Source organism: Acetivibrio cellulolyticus CD2 (genome assembly GCF_000179595.2).
GTDB lineage: Bacteria > Bacillota > Clostridia > Acetivibrionales > Acetivibrionaceae > Acetivibrio > Acetivibrio cellulolyticus.
On the sequence record NZ_JH556657.1, the window covers coordinates 202,018 to 228,439 of the forward strand.

Below are 26,422 nucleotides of genomic sequence, written 5' to 3' on the forward strand. Positions count from 1 at the left end.
TTGCTTCATATTGCAATAGCCGCTCTTTAAATAAGATAAAACTATGAAAGGAGAAGCTACTAGACAAAATATATCTAGACAGAATTTGAAGATTTTACATACGTCCCCAAATTATATATATTGTCCATGTTTTAAGTAGCAGAATCTATGAAACTTAGTAGAATTGTTCAGAAAGTTGCAGGTAATGAAGATGCAAGGAATACTTTTGGGTGGATAAGTGCAAATTTCTTTTCTGCTTTAATGGGATGTTTCATTACTTTAGCTGCTACAAACTTTAATATCATAATAGTTGGTATTATTGTTTTTCTTATTTTTACGTTAGTTTTTGCATGCCTTGTGCTAAAATTTGATAATGAGTTTAATTTGTTGAAGATTATAAAAAAGAATCAAAAGAACAAGAACTGGATAGAAATTATTCGGATTGCTTTTCCTTTAAGCAGACCATTATGGTTAAGCCGTCATTATAAATTAAGGATACGCTTGGCAAGGTATGTGGATGAGGCTTGCAGCCGTTTAATATCTAGTACAGATACAATTATGATTAATGAAACTCCCATGAAAATAAAAGCTATTCATGCAAGTATATTAATAAGCGATCTTGGGTGGAACTTGTTTGTAAATGATAAAAACAATGCTGGCATAGCAACTGAAAATATTAAATTAGGAATTAAGAAGGCCAATGAGCTTGAAGACTATGATTTGCTTATTAAGGGATATAGAAATCTTTTGGGTATAGCGGTTCAAAGCGGACATGATGAAAAAGAAATTGAGCATATAAATAAGAAAATAGATGATATGCTGAAAGAGGAAGGCTATCTTGAACTTAATGAGGACAAAAGACATCATATAGAAGCTGGATTGAGATATATTTATGTAAAGAATTCACTTGAGTCAATAGGTGCCATAAAAAATGGTGAAAAACGTAAGCAACTCTTAGTTCAAGCAAGAAAGAAAATTGATGAAGTATCTCTCTTTTATAAGGGCATCGATCCTGAGAGATATGCGAAAACCTTTTACGTCAAGGCCGAAATATGCATGCTTCAAAATACCTTAGATTCATTAACCGAAGCAACAGATATATTAAAAGAAGGTCTTGAGTTTTGTGCTAACCATCAAGAGAGGGATAAATATTACAAAGTAGCACTTTTGTTAATGAAGGTAGAATTAATGAAGGTCAAGTTAAGGCCATATAACAAGGACAGTATGGATCATTATAAGCAGGAGATTAAAACGTTTTATCAAGAAGTTTTTCGTGTCTTTGAAGATTATGAAGAAGGTGATAAAATAAAGAAGGAATTCAAAAAGTTATATAAACAGCTTGTAGGATGAGGTTCATTATAGTTTTTTCACAGTCTCGCAAATAACCACCAGTATTTCATGATGGGTCTGCTCCTCTAGTATTTTAATCTACTAAATTCTTATTTTTCATAAACACCGAAAACTTGCGGTAACAATGTGATAATATTCTCCGCCTGCTCGTTACCGAAATAGTCTACATAGATAACTTCATTTCCTGAATATGCAAAGATTTGCTTCCTGATTCCATCTTCTGCTACAAATAGTTTGTCAAAAAATGTATGCTCCGTCTCTTGAATTATCACCTTCGGGTCGAATTCATCAACATAGCGTTCCATAAGGTCGTGAATCAAACTAATGGACATTGATGAGAAAGCCAATTGGTAGTAATGCGTTTCAACGCTTGGTGAATAAGAACCGCTGTTGTCATACCACATCATGTTCTTAATAATGCCATGCTCATTTACCTCATATTGAATCGGTGCCAGAAGCGACCAATCATAGCTGACCCGGTTACCCCAGTCCACACTTCGCGAATTATATACGACCTCGCGCTCAAGATCAGGGTTCCGTTCTATATCTGCAAGCCTGACGATAGGCAGATTAACCGATGTTTCCGGTATGGTATAATTTTTGCTTTGAGCAATTTCAACGAAAGGTAAGCAAGCTGTTAGGAATGCTATTAGGATGAAAAATGCGCTTATAAAACCATTAATTAAACGGGGCTTCCGCCAGTTTGCTTGGTGATCAATGGGGTTTCCCTCGAAAAGAGATTTTTTAAGACTGCGCAACGTCATGTAATTGCGTATAATAGAATAAAAAACATAAATCTCAACGAACATAAGCAGCGGACCTTGAATTCCTAATGCCTCTAACATCGCCAGTGTTGGAGTACGCTCAAGAAAGAACATATAAAACATTATCCAAAGAAACAGCGCCATACATATTGAAAAAAGAACTACCTGCTTTCTCATCCGTTTATTCAATGCTACCAAAGTATAGCTCTTCTCCATAGGATCAGTATCTAGCTCTGGAACATTCGTTTCTTCTGATGCTGAAAAGATATACATTTCTTCTAGATTGGTGACAAGTTGCCATCCTGACTCTTTATATAATTCAAGTTGTTCCTCTGTTGTAGCAGGATTGATAATATACATCCGGTATTTTGTTTTTTTGGGTTCACCCTTCTCAAAAGTAGCGAAAACATTCCCGATTCTGCGCAAATGAAATCCCTTCGCAGCCATATCGGTGAACCATGATTCATTTCGTCCAATATTCCATATATCTTCCTGCATAAACTTTCTGACAGTTTTACTCATCTTCTTTCTCCTCCTTGATCATAATACCATCTTGTATTATGGCAATGAGCCGGTAATATTCGTCCTTAAGAGCTGCCTTGCCTGTCTCGGTTATAGCATAAACCTTCCAGCCTTCCGTCGTCTTATAGATGTCCTATTTTTAGAATAACCTATTATAATATCAAACGCATGGACATATGTTAATCTATTACATTATATCATACTATAATTGCATTTCATGAACTTTCTTAGTTTTGATAAACCTTACTTTAAGCAAATATCCTCCAAGTATAAAATCTCATATTTCCTTTCTGCTAAAAGGTGCATTCTTACCTTATATTTACAACACAACAGTGAAAATTCAAAGTACAAAACCCCCAAAAACAACAAAAGCCACTGAAATCAGTGACTTTACATTGTATCAAAATTTGAGTTTTAATATGGCTGCGGGAGAAGGATTTGAACCCTCACAAAATGATCCAGAGTCATTCGTGCTACCATTACACAATCCCGCAATGTTCAAGCAAAAAGAATTATAGCATAGATCAAAAAATAATGCAATGGTAATTTCTATTAATTTGCAAAAAACTTCGGGGTGGCAAATTTGCCACCCCGGTAAAAACTTATTTATTGTAAATCTTATAGACAATAGCAGCCAACTCAGCTCTTGAAGCATTTCCTTTCGGATTAATGATATTATTGCTTCCAACAACTATACCCTCTTTAACCAAAGTAGCTACACCAGTTACTGCATAAGATGCAACCTGCCCTTTGTCGGTATACTTTGCAATAACATCAGCTGTACCTTCTGAGGATATCTTTCCTGATACCAAAAGAGCTCTGCTGATAAGTAGCATCATATCCTGTCTTGTTATTTTTTCTTTAGGTTTGTACTTATTGTCTCCAACACCTGTTGTAATACCAAGCTTCTTCGCTATTCCAATCTGTTTATAGTAATAAGCATCTGACGGAATATCTGCAAAATTGGAATCTACAGTAGCATTCAAATCCAAAGCTTTAACCAAAAGTACCATAAAGTCTGCTCTTGTTATCGCTGCCTGCGGATTAAATGTAGTATCGGAAGTACCATTTATTATTCCTTTTGATGCCAAAACTTCAATCTGATTCTTTGCCCAACTAAAAGATTTTAAATCAGTAAATGTTCTATTGATATATGCAACAGCAAATCTGCCAAAGTGTGTAGTTGTAAATGTAACCATGCCAGTACTTGCGTTATATTTACCACTTGGAACAGTTAATGCTTTTCCAGTGCTGTCAATTTGTAGAACAACAATATGTTCTATAGTCTTCAATTCAGCTTCAGTAGGCTTATAAGGAATAGATACCTTTACAGGGCTTTCAAGATTATTCCACTCAGTTGCCACACCATTAATATTCAAGCTTAACTCAATCATAGGTCTGTCTACTATCTTTTCTTTTATATCAGCTGCCAAATCAGAATAGTTATCTGATGCCACTGAAATAGCAACTGAAGAAGCACCCTGAACTTTTGACGACAATGCACTGGTATTTAGCATATTTGAAGGAAGAGATACTAGTGCGTATGCAGTATTCATATTTATCTTATATGAAAGTATATTGGACAGCAATGCTTCATTTGGAAACTGTTGAGTATATACTGTAGCTCCCTTAACTCCTTCTAGCGGTAAAGTAGCAGTTTTAACTCCTTTAGAATCCGGAATCACTTCTTCCAATGCCGTTTCCAATTGCTTCTCTTCAAATTTATAAGTTACCTTTCCAGTATCATTGCTTACAACATTAGAGTCTATTTGCCCTGAATTTCCATCATGTGCCGGAGTTGGAGTAACAACTAAAGGACCTGTTACAACTATAGGGGTAGAAGTTACTGATGTTCCGATATGATTAACAACTGGCGGGTTAGTTATTGAATAGCCTGAAGTTAACTTATTTCCGTCCCAATCAAATAACAAAACGCCTGACACTGCAGTTGGCATAGTTGAAGTCTTAGCAAACTCTATTGATGTTTCTTCGGCTTTTAGCACCTTAAATCCAATAACAGCCACTGTACCAGATGTCTCAGCCGAACCACTTGCCTTGTAACCTTCCAAACTAGTGTAAGTCTTACCAAAATTCAAAATACCTTGTAAAATATTATTTGACGCAATCGGTAAAGCACCATATGTAGCATCGTTTAGTATTGTACCATTCTTAGGGTTTGTACTATTGGTAAAAGCAGCTCCTGTATCAGGGTTTACTGCTTCCAAAACTGTTGGGTCATATTTAATATTCACCTGATACCCTGCAAACCCACTAACATTGTCTACAATTACTGAAGCCTTGATAATCTCACCAACAGCTGCCGAGGTCTTGTCCAACTCAATTTTGACACTTGAGGTTGAATCAGCAAATGCAAGATTTGAAAATACACTTGTAAACACAAACAGTACTGCAAGTAATACGGATAGTCCATTTTTTGCTTTCATTAACGAAAAGCCCCCTTTTATTATAATTAATTTTAAATAATAAATTATGTTAAAATTTACTCCCTAAAACCAAACAATACTTGCTTAGACTAGCTTCTTATCATCTATAAAACATACTGAAAGAGTGGCAAAAAATTATGTAGTCAAACAAACCATTTGAACTACATAATTTTGATACATTTTAATATAATTATACCATTCATTGGGCTCAATGTAAATCAAAGAAAATGGTCCTCAATCTAAAATAACTTGTCCATTCCGGAAACCACACGAGAAAGACTGCTTATTGAGGATATAAACATGCCTTTGGAACAATAGTCCTTTTTGTACTTGGACTTTTCCACTCTAGCTTGACATTTCCAGCCTGACTGCTATTATGATATTCAAGTATTATTTTATACTTCTTCCCGGCTTTCAAAGAAATACCAGTACTTTCAGATACCTTTCCCTCACTTCCGCTCCATTTATCTAATACCAGTTGCCCATCAATCCATAGCCTTACCCCGTCATCGTGAGTAAGATAAAACACATAATTCTCACTGTTTACCGGCTGTACTTGACCCGACCAACGTATACTGAACTTTTGGTCCTGCTGAATCGATCTATCTGGTGAACCAACACCCCAATTGAAATCAACAATAGGATCTATTCCTTCTAATTTGAGATTTGTCAAATTATCGTTATCAAAATACTCAAATCTCAGACCTGTACCATTTCCTTTTACAACACCGGCCGAAGCAGTTGCTTTCGCAGGATACAGACAACTTGCAGGAACTACTTCCTTATTAGTACTTTTACTGCTCCATTCAAGTTTGATAAAACCATAGCCGGTATTATTAAAGTACTCAAGTTTTATGTCATAAATTCTGCCACCTTCAAGAGATATAGTTCCATAGTCAGTTTTAGCCCATTCACTGTCCCATTTATCGATTATCAACTTATTGTTAATCCAAAGTCTTACTCCATTGTCACGAAGAACATAGAATGTATACTCTTCACTGTATTTCGGTTTTATCTTTCCAGTCCAACGTATGCTGTAAGATTCATCATCTCTTATTTCAGACGCTGGAGAATTTGTATCCCAACTAAAATCAACTGTCCCATCCACACGGGTCAATTTAAAATTTGTAAGATCTATGTTGTCAAAATATTCTCCTCTAAGTCCTGTTCCCGCTTTATCCTCACTTGAAGACGGTTCATGACCCGGAGTTTTCATATTGTCTTGCGATTTAGTCATAGTCTGATTTCTACTAAATACTGGTGTCGGAGTTATAGTTGGCGTTGATGTTGATGTTGGTGTTGTTGTTGTCGAAGTCTGACCAGCACTCAAAGTAGGTTGAGGTGTTATTTCAGGTTTTGGAGTTGCTGATGCCGCTGCATCCATATCAACCAAAATCGTTATGAGATCTTTGACAGTAGAACTTTTAACCTCTCCAATCGTTATTTTGCTTCCTCGCTTTTTCAATTCGGTGTAAAGGGCATATTTCCCCTGTGAAATATCATTTTCAATAGCTTCCTTCCTATCACCAGGCTCTGTTTTTATAGCTATTACTTCAGGGTTTTTAGCAGTTGTCTTCCCAACACTTTCCTTTAATCCGTTCAATATATAGTTTAGACTATCCTCAGCACCTGTATTATCTTTCTTATATTCTTTATTATCAGGATTTATAGAGCCGGAAATCAAAAAATATACATCGTCCTCAGTGTTAAGAAAACCTTTTTCTTCACACCTGCTAATTACTTCAGTAAATGCACTCTTAATTCTCATTCCCTTAACATTTAAACTGTTAATTATTCCCTTAGCATCATCATTTAAGCTTTCAACCTTCAAAACTTTTTGCGTTTCATCAATAGTAAACTCCATGCTAGGATTAATATCCAAACTAACGTACGCAAACTCCTTTAAGCCAGCAATATTATTTAAACGATTCATTACAAAGGGTACAGACATCCCTATAATCAGGCACAAACATGCTGCAACAACAGACAACCTCTTTATGAGATATCTATAATCAATAATATCTTTCTTTGTAAATACTATTTCCTGGCCTATAAACATTGTACTTTTTCTTTTCAGCTTATAAAAAGCATTCTCAGGAGTTGCAACTACTACAGTATTTTTATCTATACTAAATATCATACCTGTATACATTTTCAAATCTCCCCCTACCTACCACTACTAAAGTATGTTTTTAGATACTCATAGTTATTTCCATATATTATACAAACAGAAATTATAAACTTCCTGTTTTTTTCTATTGTACTCGGATGCACATTTACGAGCTTCATAATATCCTTCATCGGGAAATACTTCTTTTGTATAAGTTTATTATAAATATCCTTGTTCCCTGCAATTTTTCGTCCAATATCAACACACATCTTGATAGAATCCTTATGTTTCGGTGTATACTTGTGCAAATCATTAATGTCAATATTAAAGCTCTTAAGAACACTTGAGTAATGCTTTATTTCCTGGAAAACTTCGATCCTGTCATATCTTGTCCACGACTCATCCTGAAGGTATTTATCTTCAAAACATTCATCCTCTGTCTCAAAGCAGGAAAAAGGCATTTCCATATTTTTTGATGTAAGTCTAAAGTGGTCGATTACCCTTCTCTTAATAATCAACTCTGCAAAAGAAAAGAAGTTAAATCCTTTTTTATTTCTATCTCTGTCATATTTTTCAATAGCTTCATTAAATGCTATCAAACCAATACTATATTCATCATTGTTTCTTATATCAATTTTTTTCTTTGCTGAACTTGAGAGTACTTTGACTATAAACGGAATATAATCTTTTATGAAATTTTCCCTTAGTTGATCATCTCCCCCCTTGATTCTTTCAATAATATTGGCTAAGTCCTTAGTTTCGGAGCTATAGATAGCAAAAATACATATCAAATCTACCACCTCTTCATCATATAGTTCCTCTCTTCAAAAATGCTACTTAAAAAATTATATTTATTTAAAATTATCTTTTATAAGTATAACATACCTGGTCAAAGGTCTTTAATAAAATTCGTTGAAAAAATATTTTTTGTCGGGAATTTCAAAAAACTCCTCATTTTAATTGAGGAGTTTTTACATCCCATTTATAAGGATCTAATATATTTATTTCTTACGGCTAATTTATATACTCTATTTTCTCCTCCGATTTGGCTATTTTCCATACGCCATTAATATTTTTCAGGTTACAGCTTCCTGTTATCCTGCAGTTTTTAAAATCAGGCCCATTACCTTTATATATTGAGTAAACATACTTAACTACTGCATTATCAGCGTTTTGTGAAGCAACATACAAGCTTTCAAGATTATATGTAAGCTCGTAATTCTTAAACAGAACCTCCAAATTATTCTTCGTTTCTTCAGAGTATAGTTCTTCTGTCATATTGCTAAAATAGCTTTCCATATCTTCCTTTTCCAGAGCATTTACTATATTGAAGACAACAATATTCAAATCATAATTGTCGTCAAAGCTTAGAGTTCTTCTAATTACTTTTGTATTTTTAAAGGAGTATTTTGAAAGCTCTTTGATCCAACCAGATACATAATCAATTGGAATTGCCAAATTCAAGCTATTGTCAGAAACACCATAAGAGGCAATACCTATAACATTTCCTTCCATATCAAATAGCGGTCCTCCTGAATTTCCTTTTAAAAGAGGAACTTCTATCTGAATCAAATCAATAGAGGCCCTTTTCTTAAATCCAACAATACTTCCTTCCGATACAGCGTATTTATTTCCATTCTGGCTTCCTATAGCTGCAATCCTATCACCTTTATCCAATACTGGTTTTGTGTCTGTTTCCAGTGCTTTCACGCCAGGGTCTTTTACCGTTTTAAGAATTGCCAAATCCGTTTTCTTATCCATTTTTACAATTCCTTCAACATTATAAGTCCTACCATCATTTGTTGTAATTTTTAGACAAACAGCATTCTCTATCACATGGTAATTTGTTACAAACAAACCCGGCGCCACACAAAAACCACTTCCATGCAAAATTGCCTTTTTATTCTTATTGTAAGCGTTCACAGTTACTATACTTTTTCCCAACTCTTCTATCTCTGCTGCACTGAGTTCTTTTGTTGGCTCTACGGTGGAAATAACTGTCGGAATAACTGTCGGAGAAGCTACTGGTGACGGTGTCAAAGTAGGCGTTGGATACTCAGTTATAAGCGGAGTAGGAGTTTGAACAACGCTCTCTTCTGCGACTTCTATATTCTGAACCAACTCCTCTAAGCTGCTTTCTTTTGCTTCATTTATTGAAATTTCTACGCCCTTCTCTTTAGCCTCCATATACAACGAGTATCTACCCATAGAAATATCTTTTTCTTTTGCTGCTTCCATTTCTTCAGGAGTCAGCAAAACAGTTTTTTGAATAATATTTGTACCCTCAATCGCAATTGAGTTCTCTTCCAATTCTTGCTTTAGATTATTGAGCTTTTCTTCCTCCACGGATTTATCGGTGTTATACTCCTTACTTTTATTGTTTAGAGCCATTGAAACAACTACAACATTCTTACTATCAGAGAAATAACCACATGATTCCGCTTTATTGGCGATTTCTGATATAGCTGACTTCAAAGGTATTCCTTCCAGTTTAAGCCCATTTAATACAGATTCGGCATCACTATTTTTGGCAACCGTTTCAATTACTTTATATTCATTATCTATCACAATTTCAATACTTGGATTTATATCAATACCAATACAAGCATATTCATTACTTGCCCCCTTATTTAGCAAGGCATATCTCGAAAACATAAATACCATAACAAAAGCAGCTGCTATTCCTACCACACGCGAAAAGCCGCTTATGCGCGTAATACGTGAAAAGTTTCTGACTTTAGTTTCTTTTGAAGAATCCTTTGAACCTGATACACGTGTAAAGCCCTTGATTTCAGATGCATTTGATGAATCCTTAGAGCTGGATACTCTCGTAAAATCCACTATATCCGGCACATTCTCTCTATCTTTAGAGTTAGATACCCTTGTAAAACCCTTGATATCTGAAACATTCTCTGCGTCCTTAGAATTGGATATCCTTGTAAAATTCTTGATATCTGAAACCCGGTTAAAGTTTTTAGTACTGTTAATACGTGAGAAATTTTTTATATTAATGAGCCTTGTTAGGTTTTTGACCCGAGATTCTTCTGAAAGCTCTTCTATCCGCTTGCTTGAAGGAGAGTATAAATAGACTTTACTTTTTGACTTACAGATATCTTCCTTTCCAAATTTAACAGTCTGACCTATGAACATACCATCTCGCTTTTTTATAGCCAAGAACTTTTTTTCATCCGTTAAAACGATGGCCTTATCATTCTGAATACCATAGACTACTCCAAAAATTAACATTCTTATCCCTCACTTACATTCATACTTTAAAACCCTTTTTGATATATTAAGGTCACTTGTTAGGATTAAGCAAACAGCTATTATATATTTTCTGTTCTTTCCAATGGTATTTTCATGAACATGGGCTTTTTCAGCCAGTTCAATTCTAGGAATACTTTTACTTTTATGTAAAAATTCAAGCATAGGCTTATCCTCAAGTAGAATTTCTGCTATACTTATGCAAAGTTCACGAGTATCTTTGTGCCTTGGTGTACTAAGCACAAGTTCATCAAGAGTTATACCAAATTCCATAAGTTTTTTCGTAAGCTCTTCAATTTCTTCCCTATCTTCTATGCTCTCAAACTGAGAATACGAATCGGATGCTTGATACACTTCGCCGAACTCCAGACCGTTTGAAGAATCAAGTGACCAGCTTTCATGCTGGCTATCACTCTTACCTTTTCTCAAGTAGTCTATTATTCTGCTTCTAATTACCTTTTCAGCATAGGAAAGAAATTTATTACGGCTTCCCGAATTAAATCTGTCAACTGCCTCATTGAAGGCTGACAACGCAATACTAAACTCATCACTTCGGTGAGCCTCAACATATTTGTTTAAGGTCATGGATGTAACTCTCAAGATAAAAGGTTTATATTTTTCGATAAATTCTTCCCTTACCTGTTGATTTCCCTCTTTTATCATCTTTAGATTTGAAGCAAATTCGAATTTTTCGGCATCTTCTGAATATGCCCCATTAATATCTGTTATTTTAGTATTACGCAAGGAAATCAATCCTCCTCAATATATAATAACGTAGGATTATATTTATTTAGTGTATATCAGTTGCAAAAACATTAAAACTTTAGAAGTCTGTATATGACAGTTACTGCCTCTGCTCTTGTTGTCATCCCTTTAGGATCAAACTTATTTTCAGGCTTTCCTACAATCAAACTACTTCTTACAGCGAAATAAACACTAGTCCTGGCATATGCGCTTATAGTATCTCTATCGCCAAAATCGATTCCTTGCTCTAACTCATTTGAATCAATATTTTCCTTCTTTTCAACAAACTTAGAAACAATACAAGCCATATCCTGACGGGTTATTGTTTCATTCGGCGCAAAACTACCATCAGGTCTTCCAAGTATAATTCCATATCTTGCAGCAGCAGATACAGATTTGTAATACCAGTCATTTTCCTTTACATCATTAAATGATGAACTGGCATCATCAGTTGGTATACTCAACGAATTAACAATTATTTGCGTGAATTCTGCTCTGGTTATAGTCCGGTCAGGCATAAAATTACCCACCTCATCTACTCCCTGTACTATTTTTCTGTCGTACAATTTGTTAATAAAATCTTTAGCCCAATGATTTGATTTTACATCTTTAAACGGAAAACCTATCTCAATTATTTCTTCACCATTTCCCTGATCCTTTCCATCTTTATTGCCCAGATTGTTTTTCTCAATCAACTCCTCAAGTGAAGAGAAAAACGGATCAGAGTTGTCCTTTGTCGGCGTCGGACTTGGTGATGGGATTATTGTTGGTGTTGGTAAAGGGTCAACATATATAGATATATAATAGTTTTTACTGGTCACACCATCCTGCGCTATCACCTTCAAAACAAGTGTATTATTTCCTTCTTCCAATCCTATAGCATGAGATATCATTCCGCTCTTAATTGTAACGTCATTAACTGTTATGGCCGAAAATTCACTGGAAGCGTATGGAATTAAGCAAACAATACGTACATCGCTTTTCAATCTGGCACTATAAAAGGATTCGCTACTGGTAAAGCTTGGAGTTAATTGACCACCTAACACATTAATGCCTTTAAGATATGCATCTTTAGATGCCGCCCTCTCCACTGTCAAGGTATATACGTTTTTCATAGCACCATCCCCGGTTGTCAACTCAATTTCTATAGTATTAATTCCTACATTAAGACCTACAGAAATAGAATTTCCGGAAGATACTCTAGTTTCATCAACCTTTACTATGTGGCTTATGTCTTCAGTAAATGCAGTTATTTTTATATATGAAATGCTATTTTCTATCTTTAACGAATATAGCGTCTTTTCAGGATCGAATTCAGGTGATAATGTACCATTATCGACTAAAAGGTTTAATAGCTTTGGAATACTTGGTACAGGAGTTACTGCAGCCGTGGGCGTGGCTAACACTACCGGAGTTGTATCAACTACCACCGGAGGCTGTTCTACATTATGCGACTCAACGGGTTTCGGTGTCGCTGTTGGGGTAGGCACAATCGTTGGTGTTGCAGATGGTGTCGGTGTTGCAGTAGGTGTAATCGTTGGGGTTGCAGTAGGCGTCGGTGTTGCAGTAGGTGTAATCGTTGGGGTTGCAGTAGGCGTTGGTGTTGCTTCCAATACATCAGCAACTACTATCACAAACGATTTTTCAAAGTACGATCCATTGAGATCGGTACTTCTAATCTTTATGGTATAGCTATTTTTAGCTTCGTAATCAAATACAGCACTTGATACAAGCTGAACTCCTGATATTTCGAATCCTTCATGATCTGAGCTTCCATTAATAGGTACAATTGTATAAGTAAAACTATCTCCTGAATCTTCATCAATAGTACTAAGCACTCCAACAAGGGTTCCTGCCGGACTATTTTCTTCAATACTATTTGCAGATAATGTTATGTTCGTTGGAGCATCATTTGTATTTGAAACTGTAATATTAAACGTATCATATGTCGATTGAGTTCCGTTGCTTGCTGTTAACTTTACACTTATTGTTCCTACACTGCTATTATCAGGTAGTCCGCTAAAAGTCCTTGTTCCAGAGTCAAATGTAAGCCAGTCAGGAAGAATGTTATTATTGGCCAAAGTTGATGTATACGATAATTCAAGTCCCTGGGGATCAATAAAAGTATTAGCCGCAAATTGGAAGCTAAATGCAGTATCTTCCACCGCACTTAAATCGGCAATCTCATTTACCAGCACAGGTTCTACTCTTAAGGTAGTTATTGTTAAAGTAAACGCTTCTTCAAAAGACTGTCCACCTGAGTCACTCGTTCTAACCCTTATTTTGTATAGATTCTGTACAATAGAATCAAAGGTTGCATCAGCAGCAGTCTGCAACTGGTTCCCAACAATTGTAAAGCTAGCATTATCATCAGCACCTGTCCCACCTACCAAAGAATATGTAAAAGAATCACCTGCGTCTATATCTGATGTTGTAAATGTTCCCACTATAGATGAAGGAAGTGTCGTTTCTGGTATTGTGTTCTTTGAAAGAGTAATATCAGTTGGAGCATCGTTGATGTTTGAAACAGTAATTGTAAATATGTCAAAAGCGGAAAAGTTTCCATCATTTGCTGTTACCTTAACACTTATTTCCCCAACATTACTATTTAGCGGTGTACCGCTGAATTTCCTTTCTGATGGGCTAAAAGTCAACCATCCAGGTAGCTGACTGTCATCCTCTAAAGCCGCAGTATAATTCATTGCATAATTATCAAGATCTTTGAAGGTATCTTCCTGAAAAACGAAACTGAACAAAGAATCTTCATCAACATTCTGGTCAGGTATCAAATTGAAAAGTACAATACCCTCATTTACATTATCTACATTAATTGTAAATACACTATCTACGTATTTTCCTTTGAAATCTACACTTCTTATTTTTATAGTGTAAAGATTTTTCGATTCATAGTTAAAAACTGCGGAAGTCTTGAGTGTATTACCAGATATGCTAAACTTTGTGTTGTCACTATAATTAACGTCATCAATTAGTGAATACGTAAAAGTATCTCCTACGTCTTCATCTGAAGTTGTTAATGTTCCAACAGTAGTTCCTGCAGCAGAATTTTCAGTTATATGATTATTTCCCAATAAGATACCTGTCGGAGTATCATTTTGGTCAGTTATCGTAATGGAAAACGTTTGTTCAAACCATAGATTGCCTGCTCCAGAATCAGTTGTTCTTATTGTTATACTGTAGCTGCTTTTTCCTTCATAATTAAACATTTTGTTCGTCTTTAGCTCATTTCCTTCAATAACGAAAGCAGACAACTCCTGTTCCACTATTGTATATGTAAATGTATCACCTATATCTTCATCCACAGTACCAAATTGTCCGACTGTAAATCCCAATGCAACACTCTCACCTATACTTGTGTTACTCAACGTAATTTCTGTAGGTGTATCATTTGTGGCCTCCACAGTAATAGTAAATGTATCGGAAGTAGACAAATTCCCATCACTTGCTGTTACCTCAACATTAATTACCCCTACATCTCCAATAAGAGGAGTTCCTGTAAAGGTTCTTGTGCCTGGCGTAAACACCAGCCAACCTGGAAGTTCACTTCCATCAGCAAGTTTTGCTGAATATGTCATTAGAGTGTTTTCAGGCTCGTTAAACGTATTAGAAGCAAATTGGAAGGTAAATCCGTTATCCTCATAAGCAGTTTTATCTGGAATAGGATTTGCCAGCATTGGTGCTTCATCCACATCTGAAATAGTAATTGTGAATTGTTTTGAAAAAGAAGCCCCTGCTGCATCAGTTGTTGTAACTCTGATTGTATAGCTGCTCTTTATTTCATAGTCGGCCTGTTCAGCAATTATAAGCTCATCACCCGAAATTTCAAAGCTTCCATTGTCAATATCGCCGCTTCCTGCTGTCAAAGTGTATGAAAATATATCACCTGCATCAATATCTACAGAATTCACATTCCCAACTACCGTTCCAACAGGCATATTTTCTGATATAACGGTATTTGAAATTCCTATATCTGTGGGTGCATTATTAACTCCACTGTCACTGATATTTATTGTAAACACCTTGTCATAAGACTGCCCTGTAAAATCAGTTGTTCTAACGCCTACTGTATAGCTGTTCTTAAGGTCATAATTGAAGGTTATGCCTCCTGCGACTTTCAGCTGATTTCCAACTACTGTAAAGCTGGCATTATTAGCACCACCTATACCTTCTACCAGTGTATATGAAAAAGTATCTCCCACGTCTATATCCGATGTTGAGAATGTTCCTACAGTTGTTCCTTCCACTGCTGTCTCCGGTATTGTGTTATTGGAAAGCGTAATATCTGTTGGGGTATCGTTGGTATTTGAAACAGTAATTGAAAATATATCAAAGGTGGACAAAGTCCCATCACTTGCTGTAACTTTTATGCTAATTGTTCCTACATCGCTGTTTAACGGCGTACCACTAAAAGTCCTTGTATCGGAGTCAAATGACAGCCACCCCGGTAAAGCTCCACCTCCTGAAAGTGCTGCTATATAAGTCAAAGAGTTACCATCTTCATCAAAAAAGGCGCCGGTATCAAACTGAAAATTGAATCCAATATCCTCAGTTGCCGTCTGATCTGCTATTCCTCCAGCTACTACAGGTGCATCATTCATATTATTTACTGTTATTGCAAATGCTTTTTCAAACCAAAGTCCACCTGCATCAGTTGCTCTTATTCTGATGCTATAATTGCTTTTGGTCTCACAATTAAAAACAGCACCACTCTTGAGCTGATTTCCCGATATTGAAAAGCTGGCATTATCAGTTGCACCTTCTCCAGCAACCAGCGTATATGTAAAAGTATCTCCAGCATCAGCATCTGTGGTATTTATTGTCCCAAAAGCAGTTCCTGCCGAAATATTTTCATTAATGCTGGTACCTGTCAATGAAATGTCCGTCGGTCCGTCATTCGCATCTGTTATGTTAATTGTAAAAGCCTTAACAAATGAAAGTCCACCTGCATCAGTTGTTTTTATACTTATTGAATAGCTGTTCTTCACCTCATAGTTGAATATAGCGTTTGTCCTAAGTTCATTTCCCACAATAGCAAAATTAGCACTATCCGCACCATTCTCAATTGTATATGTAAATGTATCCCCTACATCTTCATCTGTAGTGCTTAATGTTCCCACTACAGTGCCGGTTGAAAGATTTTCAGCTACAAAGTTCTTTGTCAATGCAAGGTCAGTTGGTACGTCATTTGTATTTGAAACAGTTATACTGAAAATATCTGAAGCAGAAAAACTCCCATCTGTCGCTGTAACCTTTATATTTAATGTTCCTACATTTGCATTTAAAGGTGTCCCACTAAATTTTCTTTCTGCTGCTGTAAAAACCAACCATGCCGGAAGAGCACTGTTATCATCCAAAGTTGCCGAATAACTCAGGCTGTCTCCATCAATATCCGTAAAAGTGCCTGCTGGAAATATAAAAGAAAATGCAGAATCTTCTATCGCACTTTGATCAAGTATCAGACTGTTAAGTGTAATGCCTTCATTTACATTTGTAACATTAATTGTAAATGCCTTTTCAGTATACTGCACTATAGAATCTTTTACCCTGACTCTTATGCTATAGCTGTTTTTAACTTCATAGTTTGGAGAAAACGCTGTCTTTAGTGCATTGCCCGATATGGTAAAGCAGGAATTGTCAGTTGATCCTTCTCCTTCGACCAATTCGTAGGTAAGAGATCCGCTTTCATATGCACTACCAAAGGTTCCTACTGTTGAGCCAACCGCTGAATTCTCTGCCACAGTGCTTCCAGATAAAGAAATGTCAGCAAAGAATTCCACATTATCTATGTTTAAACTGTTGCCTGCATTAGCATCCGAATAAAAACCAATTGTACACTGGCTATTTGTAACCTGAATGTTTCCAATACTTACCTCAGTCCAGCTTGCTGTCTGTAAAATATTATATTTTAGTGAAGCCCCGCCATAATCCTTTGCTTCAAAGTAACATGAATTCTGAGAACCGGAAGACTTGACCATGGCCTTAGCAGTGTACACACCATTTGCAAGACCAGTTACTGTCTGGTATGTGTAGGTTGAATAGGCAGAACCGCTATAGTGTGTCAGGTTAAAATAATTCGAATATCCTCCAAATTCAACAAAATCAGCGTCAGAAGTTCCTGTAGTACTCCATCCGATAGGCGACTGAGTGGTACTGTATTCAGAATCAAACCTTGAATTGACAAGCAAATTCTGTCCAGGGATTACAGCACTTGTAGTAAAAGTCCAACTTGTTTTATCACCGATTCCGGCATAAGCATTCTGAGTTTCACTTTTATCAGCAAAAGCTCCTGAATCTATGGCAACATAGTACTTGGTACCCCCTCTCAGTGGCGAAGATATTTGAATTGAAACTTCTTTCCCACTTATGGATACCTTTGGACACGTTGCATCAATTTTTTCTACAACACTATCATCACTGCTCTTCTTTATATAAATATATTTTCCTGCAACACCTTTAACATCTTCACTGAATGTAAGACCAATCTGCGTTGAAACAGATATATCGACAGCATTATTTGCAGGGCTGTAAGCTGAAACTGTCGGATTATTGTTATCATTTGCATATGCCGGTGCAATAGCTGCTATAGCATGAGACGATTGCTGTCCTACATCAGAACACTGCCAGCCCATAGATTCTGTAGCTGCAGTATTAATCTGTCTTGTAGCACTTGCTCCGGAACCGGAAGCTCCCATTATACTCCACAACGTTGACATACTAGGGACAGTAGTTGTTGGGGAAGCAGTATTTAAATAACTTGAATAAACATCGACGAGCCATGCACCATTCGTAAGTGTCGTTATATTTGTAGAGATTGAATTTGATGCAGAAGTATTACTTGCCGTAGCTTCGGGCTGTTCCTGCTTAACACCATAAAAAGAAACAGTTCCTGAAATTGCAGAACAACTTCCTGAAAATGTAACAGTTACAGGATATGAACCGAGAGAAGCCGGGAGATCCTTATCCATAATATACCACAATTCTGAAGTAACAGAGTACCCACCACCACTCATAGATCTTTGAGTAAGCTTTGTCATATTAACACCGTTAAATTTAACAGACGTAGCTAGAACAGGTGTATCAGAAGAATTCTTGCTTGCACATTGAAAAATAACCATCCTGTTTGTTCCACTTGAATTCTGTATGTTATGATTCCATGTTTGTTCACTCATATTACTAATAGAGTTATTGCTTGCATTTTCTAAATGTATTGAATCTGCATTCGGAATAGTAGTAAAAGCCCATGTTGTCTTATCACTAATACCTGCATATGAGTTTAGACCAGTTGCCTGGTCGACAAATGCTCCTGCCTCGATGTTAATATAGTATTTTGTATTTCTGCTGAGAGTCCCTGCTGGGTTAATAGTCACTGAAAAATTGGAATTATTAACTGTGATTTTGGCATCAGTTGCCTCAATAGACTCAAAGGTAGAGTCATCACTTGCTTTCTTGATTGTAATGTATTTGCCTGCAACAGCAGTAACTGGTTTATCAAAATATAACATCATTGTAGTGTCTGTATATTCATTTGTTCCATTATTAAAAGGCAAATACTTTATGGCTGAAGGAGCAGACGAAGCATATACCTGTATAGGAATAATAACAGGCAAAACAATGGTAGCTAAAAATGCAATACAAAGCACCATTGATATGATATTCTTTAGTGGAAACTTTATCCATAACATTTCTAAAACCCCCAAATACGCAATTGTAAGTTAATAACGGTAACTTATATTCTATAATCACCTGAGCCCCAAATGCTAAAACAGCATTTGCTGACAAAAAAATAGAAAAAGTTCAGAATTATATGTATCTAAGGATTTTATCGGCTAAAGAGGACTTTTTTTTTATAGCATAAATAAAAAAAGAACCCCTTTCTTGACATTATGTATATGCAAAGAAAGCGGTTTATAAGGGAAAAAGGAAGTATCAGTTAAATTATAACTCTCAGAAAAGTGGCCTAAGAATGCTCACTAGAATTATAACTTTCTACAAATACTTTCCTTTATAGTATATTCGCTAATATTTATTTTTTTGTTCACTCAAAAATAAAATAATATAAAATTTTTTTTGCCTCTTTTACTTGGCTCAATCCCATCTTTCAAATGAAGACTTTAAAATACTCTCAATCATTTTCTCGTAATCAATATCATTTAATTTGCAGCACTGTGCCATAGTTCTTACAGGATGCAAGGAATCATCTGCATTAAACTCAAGGAAATAATGCTTCCCATATTCATCCACACGTATGTCAAATGTCCCATAATCAACAGGAAGGAACATTTCATAAATAGCCTGGCAATCAGATTTTATGCTTTTATACTCAGGTAAGTTTATATCTCTTCTTACCTGATAATAATCACCATTAACCTTCGCACTGAAATAAATAAATTCATTTCTAAGAGATGACCCACCACCGTTTAAATATTCTACCATACCGATAAACTTTTGATTTTTGTTCCCTATAACGACGATCTTGTACTCTTTCCCAGCAATAAACTTTTCAATAATTAGCGGCATGTGTAATGTACTATATATAGCTTCAATTTTGGAAAACAACTCTTCTTTGTTATATGCAACAGCATTAGCATTAATACCAATTGAATTACCTTCATACGCAGGTTTGATTATTATTGGAAATTCGGGCAATTCAAGCTCCTGCACTTTTGAAATATTATCAATATAAGCCCATGGAGGTGTCGGTATATTCATCTTATCCCATAAAGACTTCATCAGATGTTTATTCTGGCATACCATCTTTGTATAAGGATCAGCTCCGCTATAAGGAACACCTGCGGCCTCATAAATTGCAGGCGCCACCGAAAGCCTGAACCTTCTTCTGAATCCAACTGAAAGATTAAATATAAAATCCACCTGTTTTTTTACTATGCCCATATTTGTAATAATATCATCAGGAGTACCAAGTATTCTTACTTCAAATCCCAGATTTTTCACTGCACTAACTACTGCTGAAATCTCTTCCTTTTCCCTCCAATGATATAGAACATCAATATTTACATGCTCTTTTCGAACCATAGTGCTTGCAACCTTTAGTGCGTCCTCTCTTGACTCGAACACAATCCCAATAGTATTAATTTTCAACCCCCACTCCCCCCAATTTATATTCCCTTAATTCCTTTCCTTTCCTAATCCTTTTCTTACTCTCAACTTTTTCTTCTTTTCCTTTTATTATATAAAGCTATTGTAATTAGAGCCACAACTGCTATCATAGCGCCTGATATCAACAAAACATTCGATAATCTAACACCGTTAGCTTGTCTATTGGCCTGATTATCTGTACTCTGAGGTTTTTTCCCCGCTTCAGTATTAGCAGGTTCAATGTTAACAAGAACCTCTATAGATTTATAATCGTAGGTTGTTTTAACAAGTGCTTGTCCCTCGCTAACAGCCTTCATGGTACCATTCTTTTCAACTGTCAATATATCATCTCCGCCACTTACCTCAAACAAAGTAGCATCGGTAACATCTGTAGAAACTCCATATGGATGACTCAATATAATTTTAAGTTGTTTCTGTTCTCCAGCTTTCAAATTCACTTCATTGGATTCTGCACTTATATTGTTAAGGTTATTCCAACTAACCCCATCTTCAGAATTAAGAATTGTTCCTTCATCACCAATAGCAATAAACTTATCTTTAGAGTATATAACGTCCTTCAAAGTCTTTCCTGTTGCATTAGCTTCCTTATGCCAGCTATATGCATCAAGTGAAGACAAAATATTTCCCCCGTGACCTGCAACTAAAAATTTGTTCCCAGTCCACACTACAGAATAAATACACTCTGAAATGTCCATTCCTTCCTTCTTAAGTACAGATTCGGCGTTTTCATCCTGAGTCCAGGTTATTCCATCTCTAGATAGCCATATGCTCAAATGATCACCAACAACAATGTATTTATCACCATCCCATGCAACATCAGTAAACATAGTGGTTGAAGCTGGTTCTGATTTTACTTCATCCCATGTAATACCATCAGTAGAGGTAAGAATAAGCATTCCACCTCCAACAGCTATATATCTGCCATTTACCCATCTAACCCTGTAAATACTTTCGGCTGTTGCCATTCTTCTGCGATTCCACATATCTCCATCTTTAGATACTAAAATGGTACCATCATGTCCTGCCACAACAAATTCTCTTCCACTGCTTGCTGCACCATATATATTAATTTTCTCGTCTATATTTGCTTTTGTCCAGCCTACGCCATCGGTAGAAGTCAAAATCGTCCCCTTATCTCCTACTGCAACAAACTTTCCCATTCCCCAAACTATTCTGTTTAGTTTTTCTCCTGCTGGTGCAGATCTTTTAGTCCAGCTTACTCCATTATCTGAAGTGATAATAAATCCTGCATCTCCTACTGCTGCATATAAACCAGAATCACTTCGGGCTATACTTTGTAAAGCAGGTTCGAGGTTGTTCTGAGCAAATACGATAACGCTTACCAAAAGTAGTACGACCATTACCAATGCACATGCTACCCTTTTCATTTAGTTCACTCTCACTCCCATAAATGTTTTGTTTTATTCAATTCTAACATATAACAGAAAATATTGTTATAGGCAAATCACAATGTTTACAATACAATATATCCTTAAATCTAAACAAATATTATAAAATCCCACTTACCATATCAAAGTGAAGCAATATTTTTTCCATAAACACTCTGTTTTAAGGACATAAAAAATGCACCTTCAAATGTTATCATTTATCATACAACACTTAAGGTGCATTTCATATTGCTACTTTTTATTTTTCATTAAGGAATAGCGGAAGCTATATTTCCAGCATCCTAAGTAAACTTAAATCTTAAAATGAATTACTTTTGTCCAAGGTCCCCTTCCTTCTTTATAGCAGCTTGTGCAGCGGCAAGCCTTGCTATTGGAACTCTAAATGGCGAACACGATACATAATTCAATCCGGCTTTATGGCAAAACTCTACTGATGATGGATCTCCACCATGCTCTCCGCATATACCAAGCTTGATATCTGGTCTTGTCTGTTTACCAAGCTTTGCTGCCATCTCAACAAGTCTACCTACTCCATTCTGATCAAGCCTTGCAAATGGGTCTGACTCATAAATCTTTTTATTGTAATACTCTTCAAGGAACTTACCAGCATCATCACGGCTGAAGCCGAAAGTCATCTGGGTGAGGTCGTTTGTTCCAAACGAGAAGAATTCAGCTTCTTTTGCTATTTCATCAGCAGTAATTGCAGCTCTTGGAATCTCAATCATTGTTCCAACCTTATATTCAAGCTTCATTCCTGACTTTTCTATTACTTCATTTGCTGTTTTTACTACAACATCCTTAACAAATTTCAATTCCTTAATATCGCCTACCAATGGGATCATGATTTCAGGTATAACATTCATTCCCTGTTTATTAACATTTATAGCTGCTTCAATAACAGCTCTTGTCTGCATCTCAGCAATTTCAGGATAAGTAACCGCAAGACGGCATCCTCTATGTCCCATCATAGGATTAAACTCATGAAGATCTGCAACAATTCCTTTTAGGTCTTCAAAGCTCATTCCCATTTCTTTAGCAAGTGAAGCTATATCTTCATCAGCTTGTGGAAGGAATTCATGAAGCGGAGGATCCAGGAATCTGATCGTTACAGGGTATCCCTTCATTTCCTTAAACAAACCTTCAAAGTCTCCCCTTTGCATAGGAAGCAATTTATCAAGAGCTTTTCTTCTTTGCTCCTCAGTCCTTGCAACAATCATTTCTCTCATTGCAGGTATTCTGTCAGCATCAAAGAACATATGCTCTGTACGGCAAAGTCCAATCCCCTCTGCACCAAACTTCATAGCCTGTGCTGCATCAGCAGGTGTATCGGCATTTGTTCTTACCTTCAATGTTCTTAATTCATCAGCCCAACCCATCAATGTTGCAAAATCGCCTGTCATTTCAGGCTGAACTGTAGGTAAACGATCACCATAAACATTACCAGTTGAACCATCAAGAGAAATCCAATCTCCTTCAACATACTTCTTTCCATTTTTATCAATAAAATACTTTTCTTCCTCATTAATTTTCACATCATTACATCCTGCAACACAACATGTCCCCATACCACGCGCAACAACCGCTGCATGGGAAGTCATACCGCCACGTCCAGTAAGTATTCCCTTTGAAACATGCATACCTTCGATATCTTCCGGAGATGTTTCAAGTCTAACAAGAACAACAAACTTCTCACCATTTTTGTAAGCATTAACTGCATGCTCAGCTTCAAAATATATCTTACCTGTAGCAGCTCCTGGTGATGCTGGTAATCCTTTTGCAACAGGTATGGCAGCTTTTAAGGCTTTAGGCTCAAAGTTCGGATGCAAGAGTGCATCAAGCTGTTTTGGATCAACCTTCATTACAGCTTCACCTTTTGTAGCCATTCCCTCATTAACCAGATCAACAGCTATTTTCAAAGCAGCTGCAGCAGTTCTTTTACCATTTCTGGTCTGCAGCATAAACAGCTTACCTTTTTCGATTGTAAACTCCATATCCTGCATATCTCTATAGTGTTTTTCAAGTTTTTCTGCAATATCTATAAATTGATTATAAGCATTAGGATTGATTTCTTTGAGTTGATCTATTGATTGAGGTGTTCTGATACCGGCAACAACGTCTTCACCCTGTGCATTCATCAAGAACTCTCCATATAGCTTCTTTTCTCCTGTAGATGGGTTTCTTGTAAAAGCAACCCCTGTACCGGAGTCATTTCCCATATTTCCATAAACCATTTCCTGTACATTTACAGCGGTTCCCCAGTCACCTGGAATATCATTAAGTCTTCTATAAACTATAGCTCTTGGATTGTCCCAAGAACGGAAAACTGCTTTAACAGCTTCCATTAACTGAACTTTTGGATCTTGAGGGAAATCAAATCCCTTTTCTTTTTTGAAGAGTTCTTTATATCTTTTGACAACTTCCTTTAAATTATCAGCTGTCAAATCTGTATCGAAATGAGCTCCATTTTCTTCTTTAACAGCATCAAGTATCTTTTCAAACTTTGGTTTGTCTACTTCCATTACAACGTCACTAAACATCTGAATAAATCTTCTATAACTATCATAAGCAAATCTTACATTGTCAGTAAGTTTTGCAAGACCTTCAACAACAGTATCGTTAAGTCCTAAGTTTAATATTGTATCCATCATTCCAGGCATGGAAGCTCTTGCTCCAGACCTAACTGAAACTAAAAAAGGATTGTTCGGATCACCAAATTTCTTACCTACAATTCCTTCAGTCTTTGACATCATTGTATAAATTTCTTCTTCGATCTCTTTAGAAATAACTTTACCATCCTGATAGTACTTGGTACATGCTTCCGTCGTAACTGTGAAGCCTCTAGGAACAGGAAGGCCTAAACCCGTCATTTCTGCCAGGTTGGCCCCTTTGCCGCCAAGCAGGTTTCTCATTGAAGCGTTTCCTTCGTTAAAAAGATATACATACTTTGCCATTAAAAAAAACCCTCCCATTTACTTTTTTGTGTATCATTTATGTACTATATTCTAGAAATGTATATTAAATATACTTTTCTTATTTCTTATAAATGGACATCTGTGGGAACTGCTTTTCTGACCATACTAATTATAACATACTTATAAAATTTTTCATTAATTTTTTTGAAAAATTACGAATAAATATACAAATTTTCTATGGGTAAAAATCCCTTAATAAGTCTCTCCAAAAAATTAATAATTATTCTTCTTAGCACTTTTCTACTGTAAAAAAAGGACGTGGGCAATTTATCAAAGCCTACATCCTTTATAAGAAGATATAACTAATTCTTATCTATTAACTAAAATTCAAACTTACCTTCAAAGTAATTATCCAAATCCTCAATCTTTACTCTAACCTGCTGCATATTATCCCTATCCCTGATTGTAACACTCTTATCCTCAAGTGAGTCAAAATCAAATGTTATGCAGTAAGGAGTTCCGATTTCGTCCTGTCTTCTATACCTTTTTCCTATACTTCCGGTTTCATCATATTCACATACATACTTTTTGGTAAGCGCTTCATATACCTTGTATGCATCATCACCAAGCTTTTTGGAAAGCGGAAGTATAGCTATCTTAACAGGTGCAATTGCAGGATGGAAATGCAGAACAACCCTAACATCACCTTCTGCTACCTCTTCTTCATCATAAGCATCACACAAGAACGCAAGTGTAACCCTGTCAGCACCAAGTGAAGGCTCAATACAGTATGGAACGTACTTTTCATTCGTAGTAGGATCAAAATATGACAAATCATCTTTTGAATGCGTCATATGCTGCTTCAAGTCAAAGTCAGTCCTATCTGCAATACCCCAAAGTTCTCCCCAACCGAATGGGAATTTGAATTCAATATCTGTTGTTGCATTACTATAGTGTGAAAGCTCTTCCTTCTCATGATCACGCATCTTCAAGCTGTCTTGGTTTATTCCAAGGTTTAAGAGCCAGTTAAAGCAATAGTTTTTCCAGTAATCAAACCACTCAAGATCTTTTCCGGGTTCACAGAAAAATTCAAGTTCCATCTGTTCAAATTCACGAGTCCTGAATGTAAAGTTACCAGGAGTAATTTCGTTTCTGAAGGACTTACCTATCTGTCCGATTCCAAATGGTATCTTCTTTCTTGAAGTTCTTTGAACGTTTTTGAAATTAACAAATATTCCTTGAGCTGTTTCAGGCCTTAAGAATATCTCCGCCTTTGAGTCCTCTGTAACTCCTTGAAAAGTCTTAAACATAAGATTGAACTTTCTGATATCGGTAAAGTTAGCAGATCCGCAATTAGGACATTTTACTCCTTTTTCCTTTACATATTCAATAAGCTGATCGTTTGTCCAGCCATCAATCCTAACATCCAGATTGTTTTCAGCATTCCAATCCTCTATCATTTTGTCAGCCCTGTGACGTGTCTTACAGTCCTTACAGTCAATTAACGGATCACTGAAGCCTCCAACGTGTCCTGATGCAACCCACACCTGTGGATTCATAAGAATAGCACAGTCAACACCAACATTATATGGACTTTCCTGCACGAATTTTCTCCACCATGCCTTTTTTACATTATTCTTGAGTTCAACCCCCAAAGGACCGTAATCCCAAGCATTTGCAAGTCCTCCATATATGTCTGATCCCGGATATACGAAACCTCTATTTTTCGCAAGTGCGACTATCTTGTCCATAGTCTTTTCAAATTCCATCAAAAATGCCTCCTTAACAA

12 protein-coding genes and 1 tRNA gene are annotated in these 26,422 nt (G+C 36.2%); 1 reads left to right on the top strand and 12 read right to left on the bottom strand.

Features of this window, described 5'->3' with window-relative positions; all coding sequences use genetic code 11:
* Positions 1–147 precede the first annotated feature (147 nt).
* On the top strand, positions 148–1,329 hold the full coding sequence (locus ACECE_RS0213020) for a hypothetical protein (protein WP_010247789.1): 1,182 nt from the start codon (positions 148–150) through the stop codon (positions 1,327–1,329).
* An 89-nt stretch (positions 1,330–1,418) separates the two neighbouring features.
* Here the strand turns inward: ACECE_RS0213020 and ACECE_RS0213025 are convergent, their stop codons facing one another.
* The 12 genes from ACECE_RS0213025 to ACECE_RS0213080 all read right to left on the bottom strand — a co-directional run bounded on the left by ACECE_RS0213025 (position 1,419) and on the right by ACECE_RS0213080 (position 26,402).
* Positions 1,419–2,615 (bottom strand): DUF2812 domain-containing protein, encoded by a 1,197-nt coding sequence (locus tag ACECE_RS0213025; protein ID WP_010247792.1) that lies wholly within the window; start codon positions 2,613–2,615, stop codon positions 1,419–1,421.
* 420 nt (positions 2,616–3,035) lie between these two features.
* A tRNA-Gln gene (locus tag ACECE_RS0213030) sits at positions 3,036–3,109 on the bottom strand.
* 108 nt (positions 3,110–3,217) lie between these two features.
* Complete coding sequence (locus ACECE_RS0213035) at positions 3,218–5,059, bottom strand: S-layer homology domain-containing protein (RefSeq protein ID WP_010247797.1); 1,842 nt, start codon at positions 5,057–5,059, stop codon at positions 3,218–3,220.
* A gap of 283 nt (positions 5,060–5,342) precedes the next feature.
* A complete protein-coding gene (locus ACECE_RS0213040; RefSeq protein ID WP_010247800.1) occupies positions 5,343–7,211 on the bottom strand; it encodes a PA14 domain-containing protein in 1,869 nt (622 codons plus the stop codon).
* A 14-nt stretch (positions 7,212–7,225) separates the two neighbouring features.
* A complete protein-coding gene (gene sigI, locus ACECE_RS0213045; RefSeq protein WP_010247803.1) occupies positions 7,226–7,960 on the bottom strand; it encodes an RNA polymerase sigma-I factor in 735 nt (244 codons plus the stop codon).
* A 223-nt stretch (positions 7,961–8,183) separates the two neighbouring features.
* Entirely contained in the window at positions 8,184–10,415 is a 2,232-nt protein-coding gene (locus ACECE_RS0213050) for an anti-sigma-I factor RsgI family protein (protein WP_010247806.1), read from the bottom strand.
* A gap of 9 nt (positions 10,416–10,424) precedes the next feature.
* The gene (locus ACECE_RS0213055; protein WP_010247809.1) at positions 10,425–11,177 is read right to left on the bottom strand and encodes a sigma-70 family RNA polymerase sigma factor; all 753 of its coding nucleotides are present in this window, start codon (positions 11,175–11,177) and stop codon (positions 10,425–10,427) included.
* A gap of 71 nt (positions 11,178–11,248) precedes the next feature.
* Entirely contained in the window at positions 11,249–18,877 is a 7,629-nt protein-coding gene (locus tag ACECE_RS31145) for a putative Ig domain-containing protein (protein WP_010247813.1), read from the bottom strand.
* Between the two features lie 403 nt (positions 18,878–19,280).
* On the bottom strand, positions 19,281–20,294 hold the full coding sequence (locus ACECE_RS0213065; protein ID WP_010247816.1) for a D-alanine--D-alanine ligase family protein: 1,014 nt from the start codon (positions 20,292–20,294) through the stop codon (positions 19,281–19,283).
* A gap of 62 nt (positions 20,295–20,356) precedes the next feature.
* Positions 20,357–21,700 (bottom strand): WD40/YVTN/BNR-like repeat-containing protein, encoded by a 1,344-nt coding sequence (locus ACECE_RS0213070; RefSeq protein WP_010247818.1) that lies wholly within the window; start codon positions 21,698–21,700, stop codon positions 20,357–20,359.
* A gap of 329 nt (positions 21,701–22,029) precedes the next feature.
* Entirely contained in the window at positions 22,030–24,672 is a 2,643-nt protein-coding gene (ppdK, locus tag ACECE_RS0213075) for a pyruvate, phosphate dikinase (protein ID WP_010247821.1), read from the bottom strand.
* Positions 24,673–25,013: 341 nt separating this feature from the next.
* Positions 25,014–26,402, bottom strand: a complete 1,389-nt coding sequence (locus tag ACECE_RS0213080) for a glycine--tRNA ligase (protein WP_010247823.1) — start codon at positions 26,400–26,402, stop codon at positions 25,014–25,016.
* Between the last annotated feature and the right edge of the window lie 20 nt (positions 26,403–26,422).

Coding starts and splice junctions, on each gene's coding strand:
- ACECE_RS0213020 (WP_010247789.1), top strand. CDS start 148: ATGAAACTTAGTAGAATTGTTCAGAAAGTTGCAGGTAATGAAGATGCA.
- ACECE_RS0213025 (WP_010247792.1), bottom strand. CDS start 2,615: ATGAGTAAAACTGTCAGAAAGTTTATGCAGGAAGATATATGGAATATT.
- ACECE_RS0213035 (WP_010247797.1), bottom strand. CDS start 5,059: ATGAAAGCAAAAAATGGACTATCCGTATTACTTGCAGTACTGTTTGTG.
- ACECE_RS0213040 (WP_010247800.1), bottom strand. CDS start 7,211: ATGTATACAGGTATGATATTTAGTATAGATAAAAATACTGTAGTAGTT.
- ACECE_RS0213050 (WP_010247806.1), bottom strand. CDS start 10,415: ATGTTAATTTTTGGAGTAGTCTATGGTATTCAGAATGATAAGGCCATC.
- ACECE_RS31145 (WP_010247813.1), bottom strand. CDS start 18,877: ATGTTATGGATAAAGTTTCCACTAAAGAATATCATATCAATGGTGCTT.
- ACECE_RS0213070 (WP_010247818.1), bottom strand. CDS start 21,700: ATGAAAAGGGTAGCATGTGCATTGGTAATGGTCGTACTACTTTTGGTA.
- ppdK (WP_010247821.1), bottom strand. CDS start 24,672: ATGGCAAAGTATGTATATCTTTTTAACGAAGGAAACGCTTCAATGAGA.
- ACECE_RS0213080 (WP_010247823.1), bottom strand. CDS start 26,402: ATGGAATTTGAAAAGACTATGGACAAGATAGTCGCACTTGCGAAAAAT.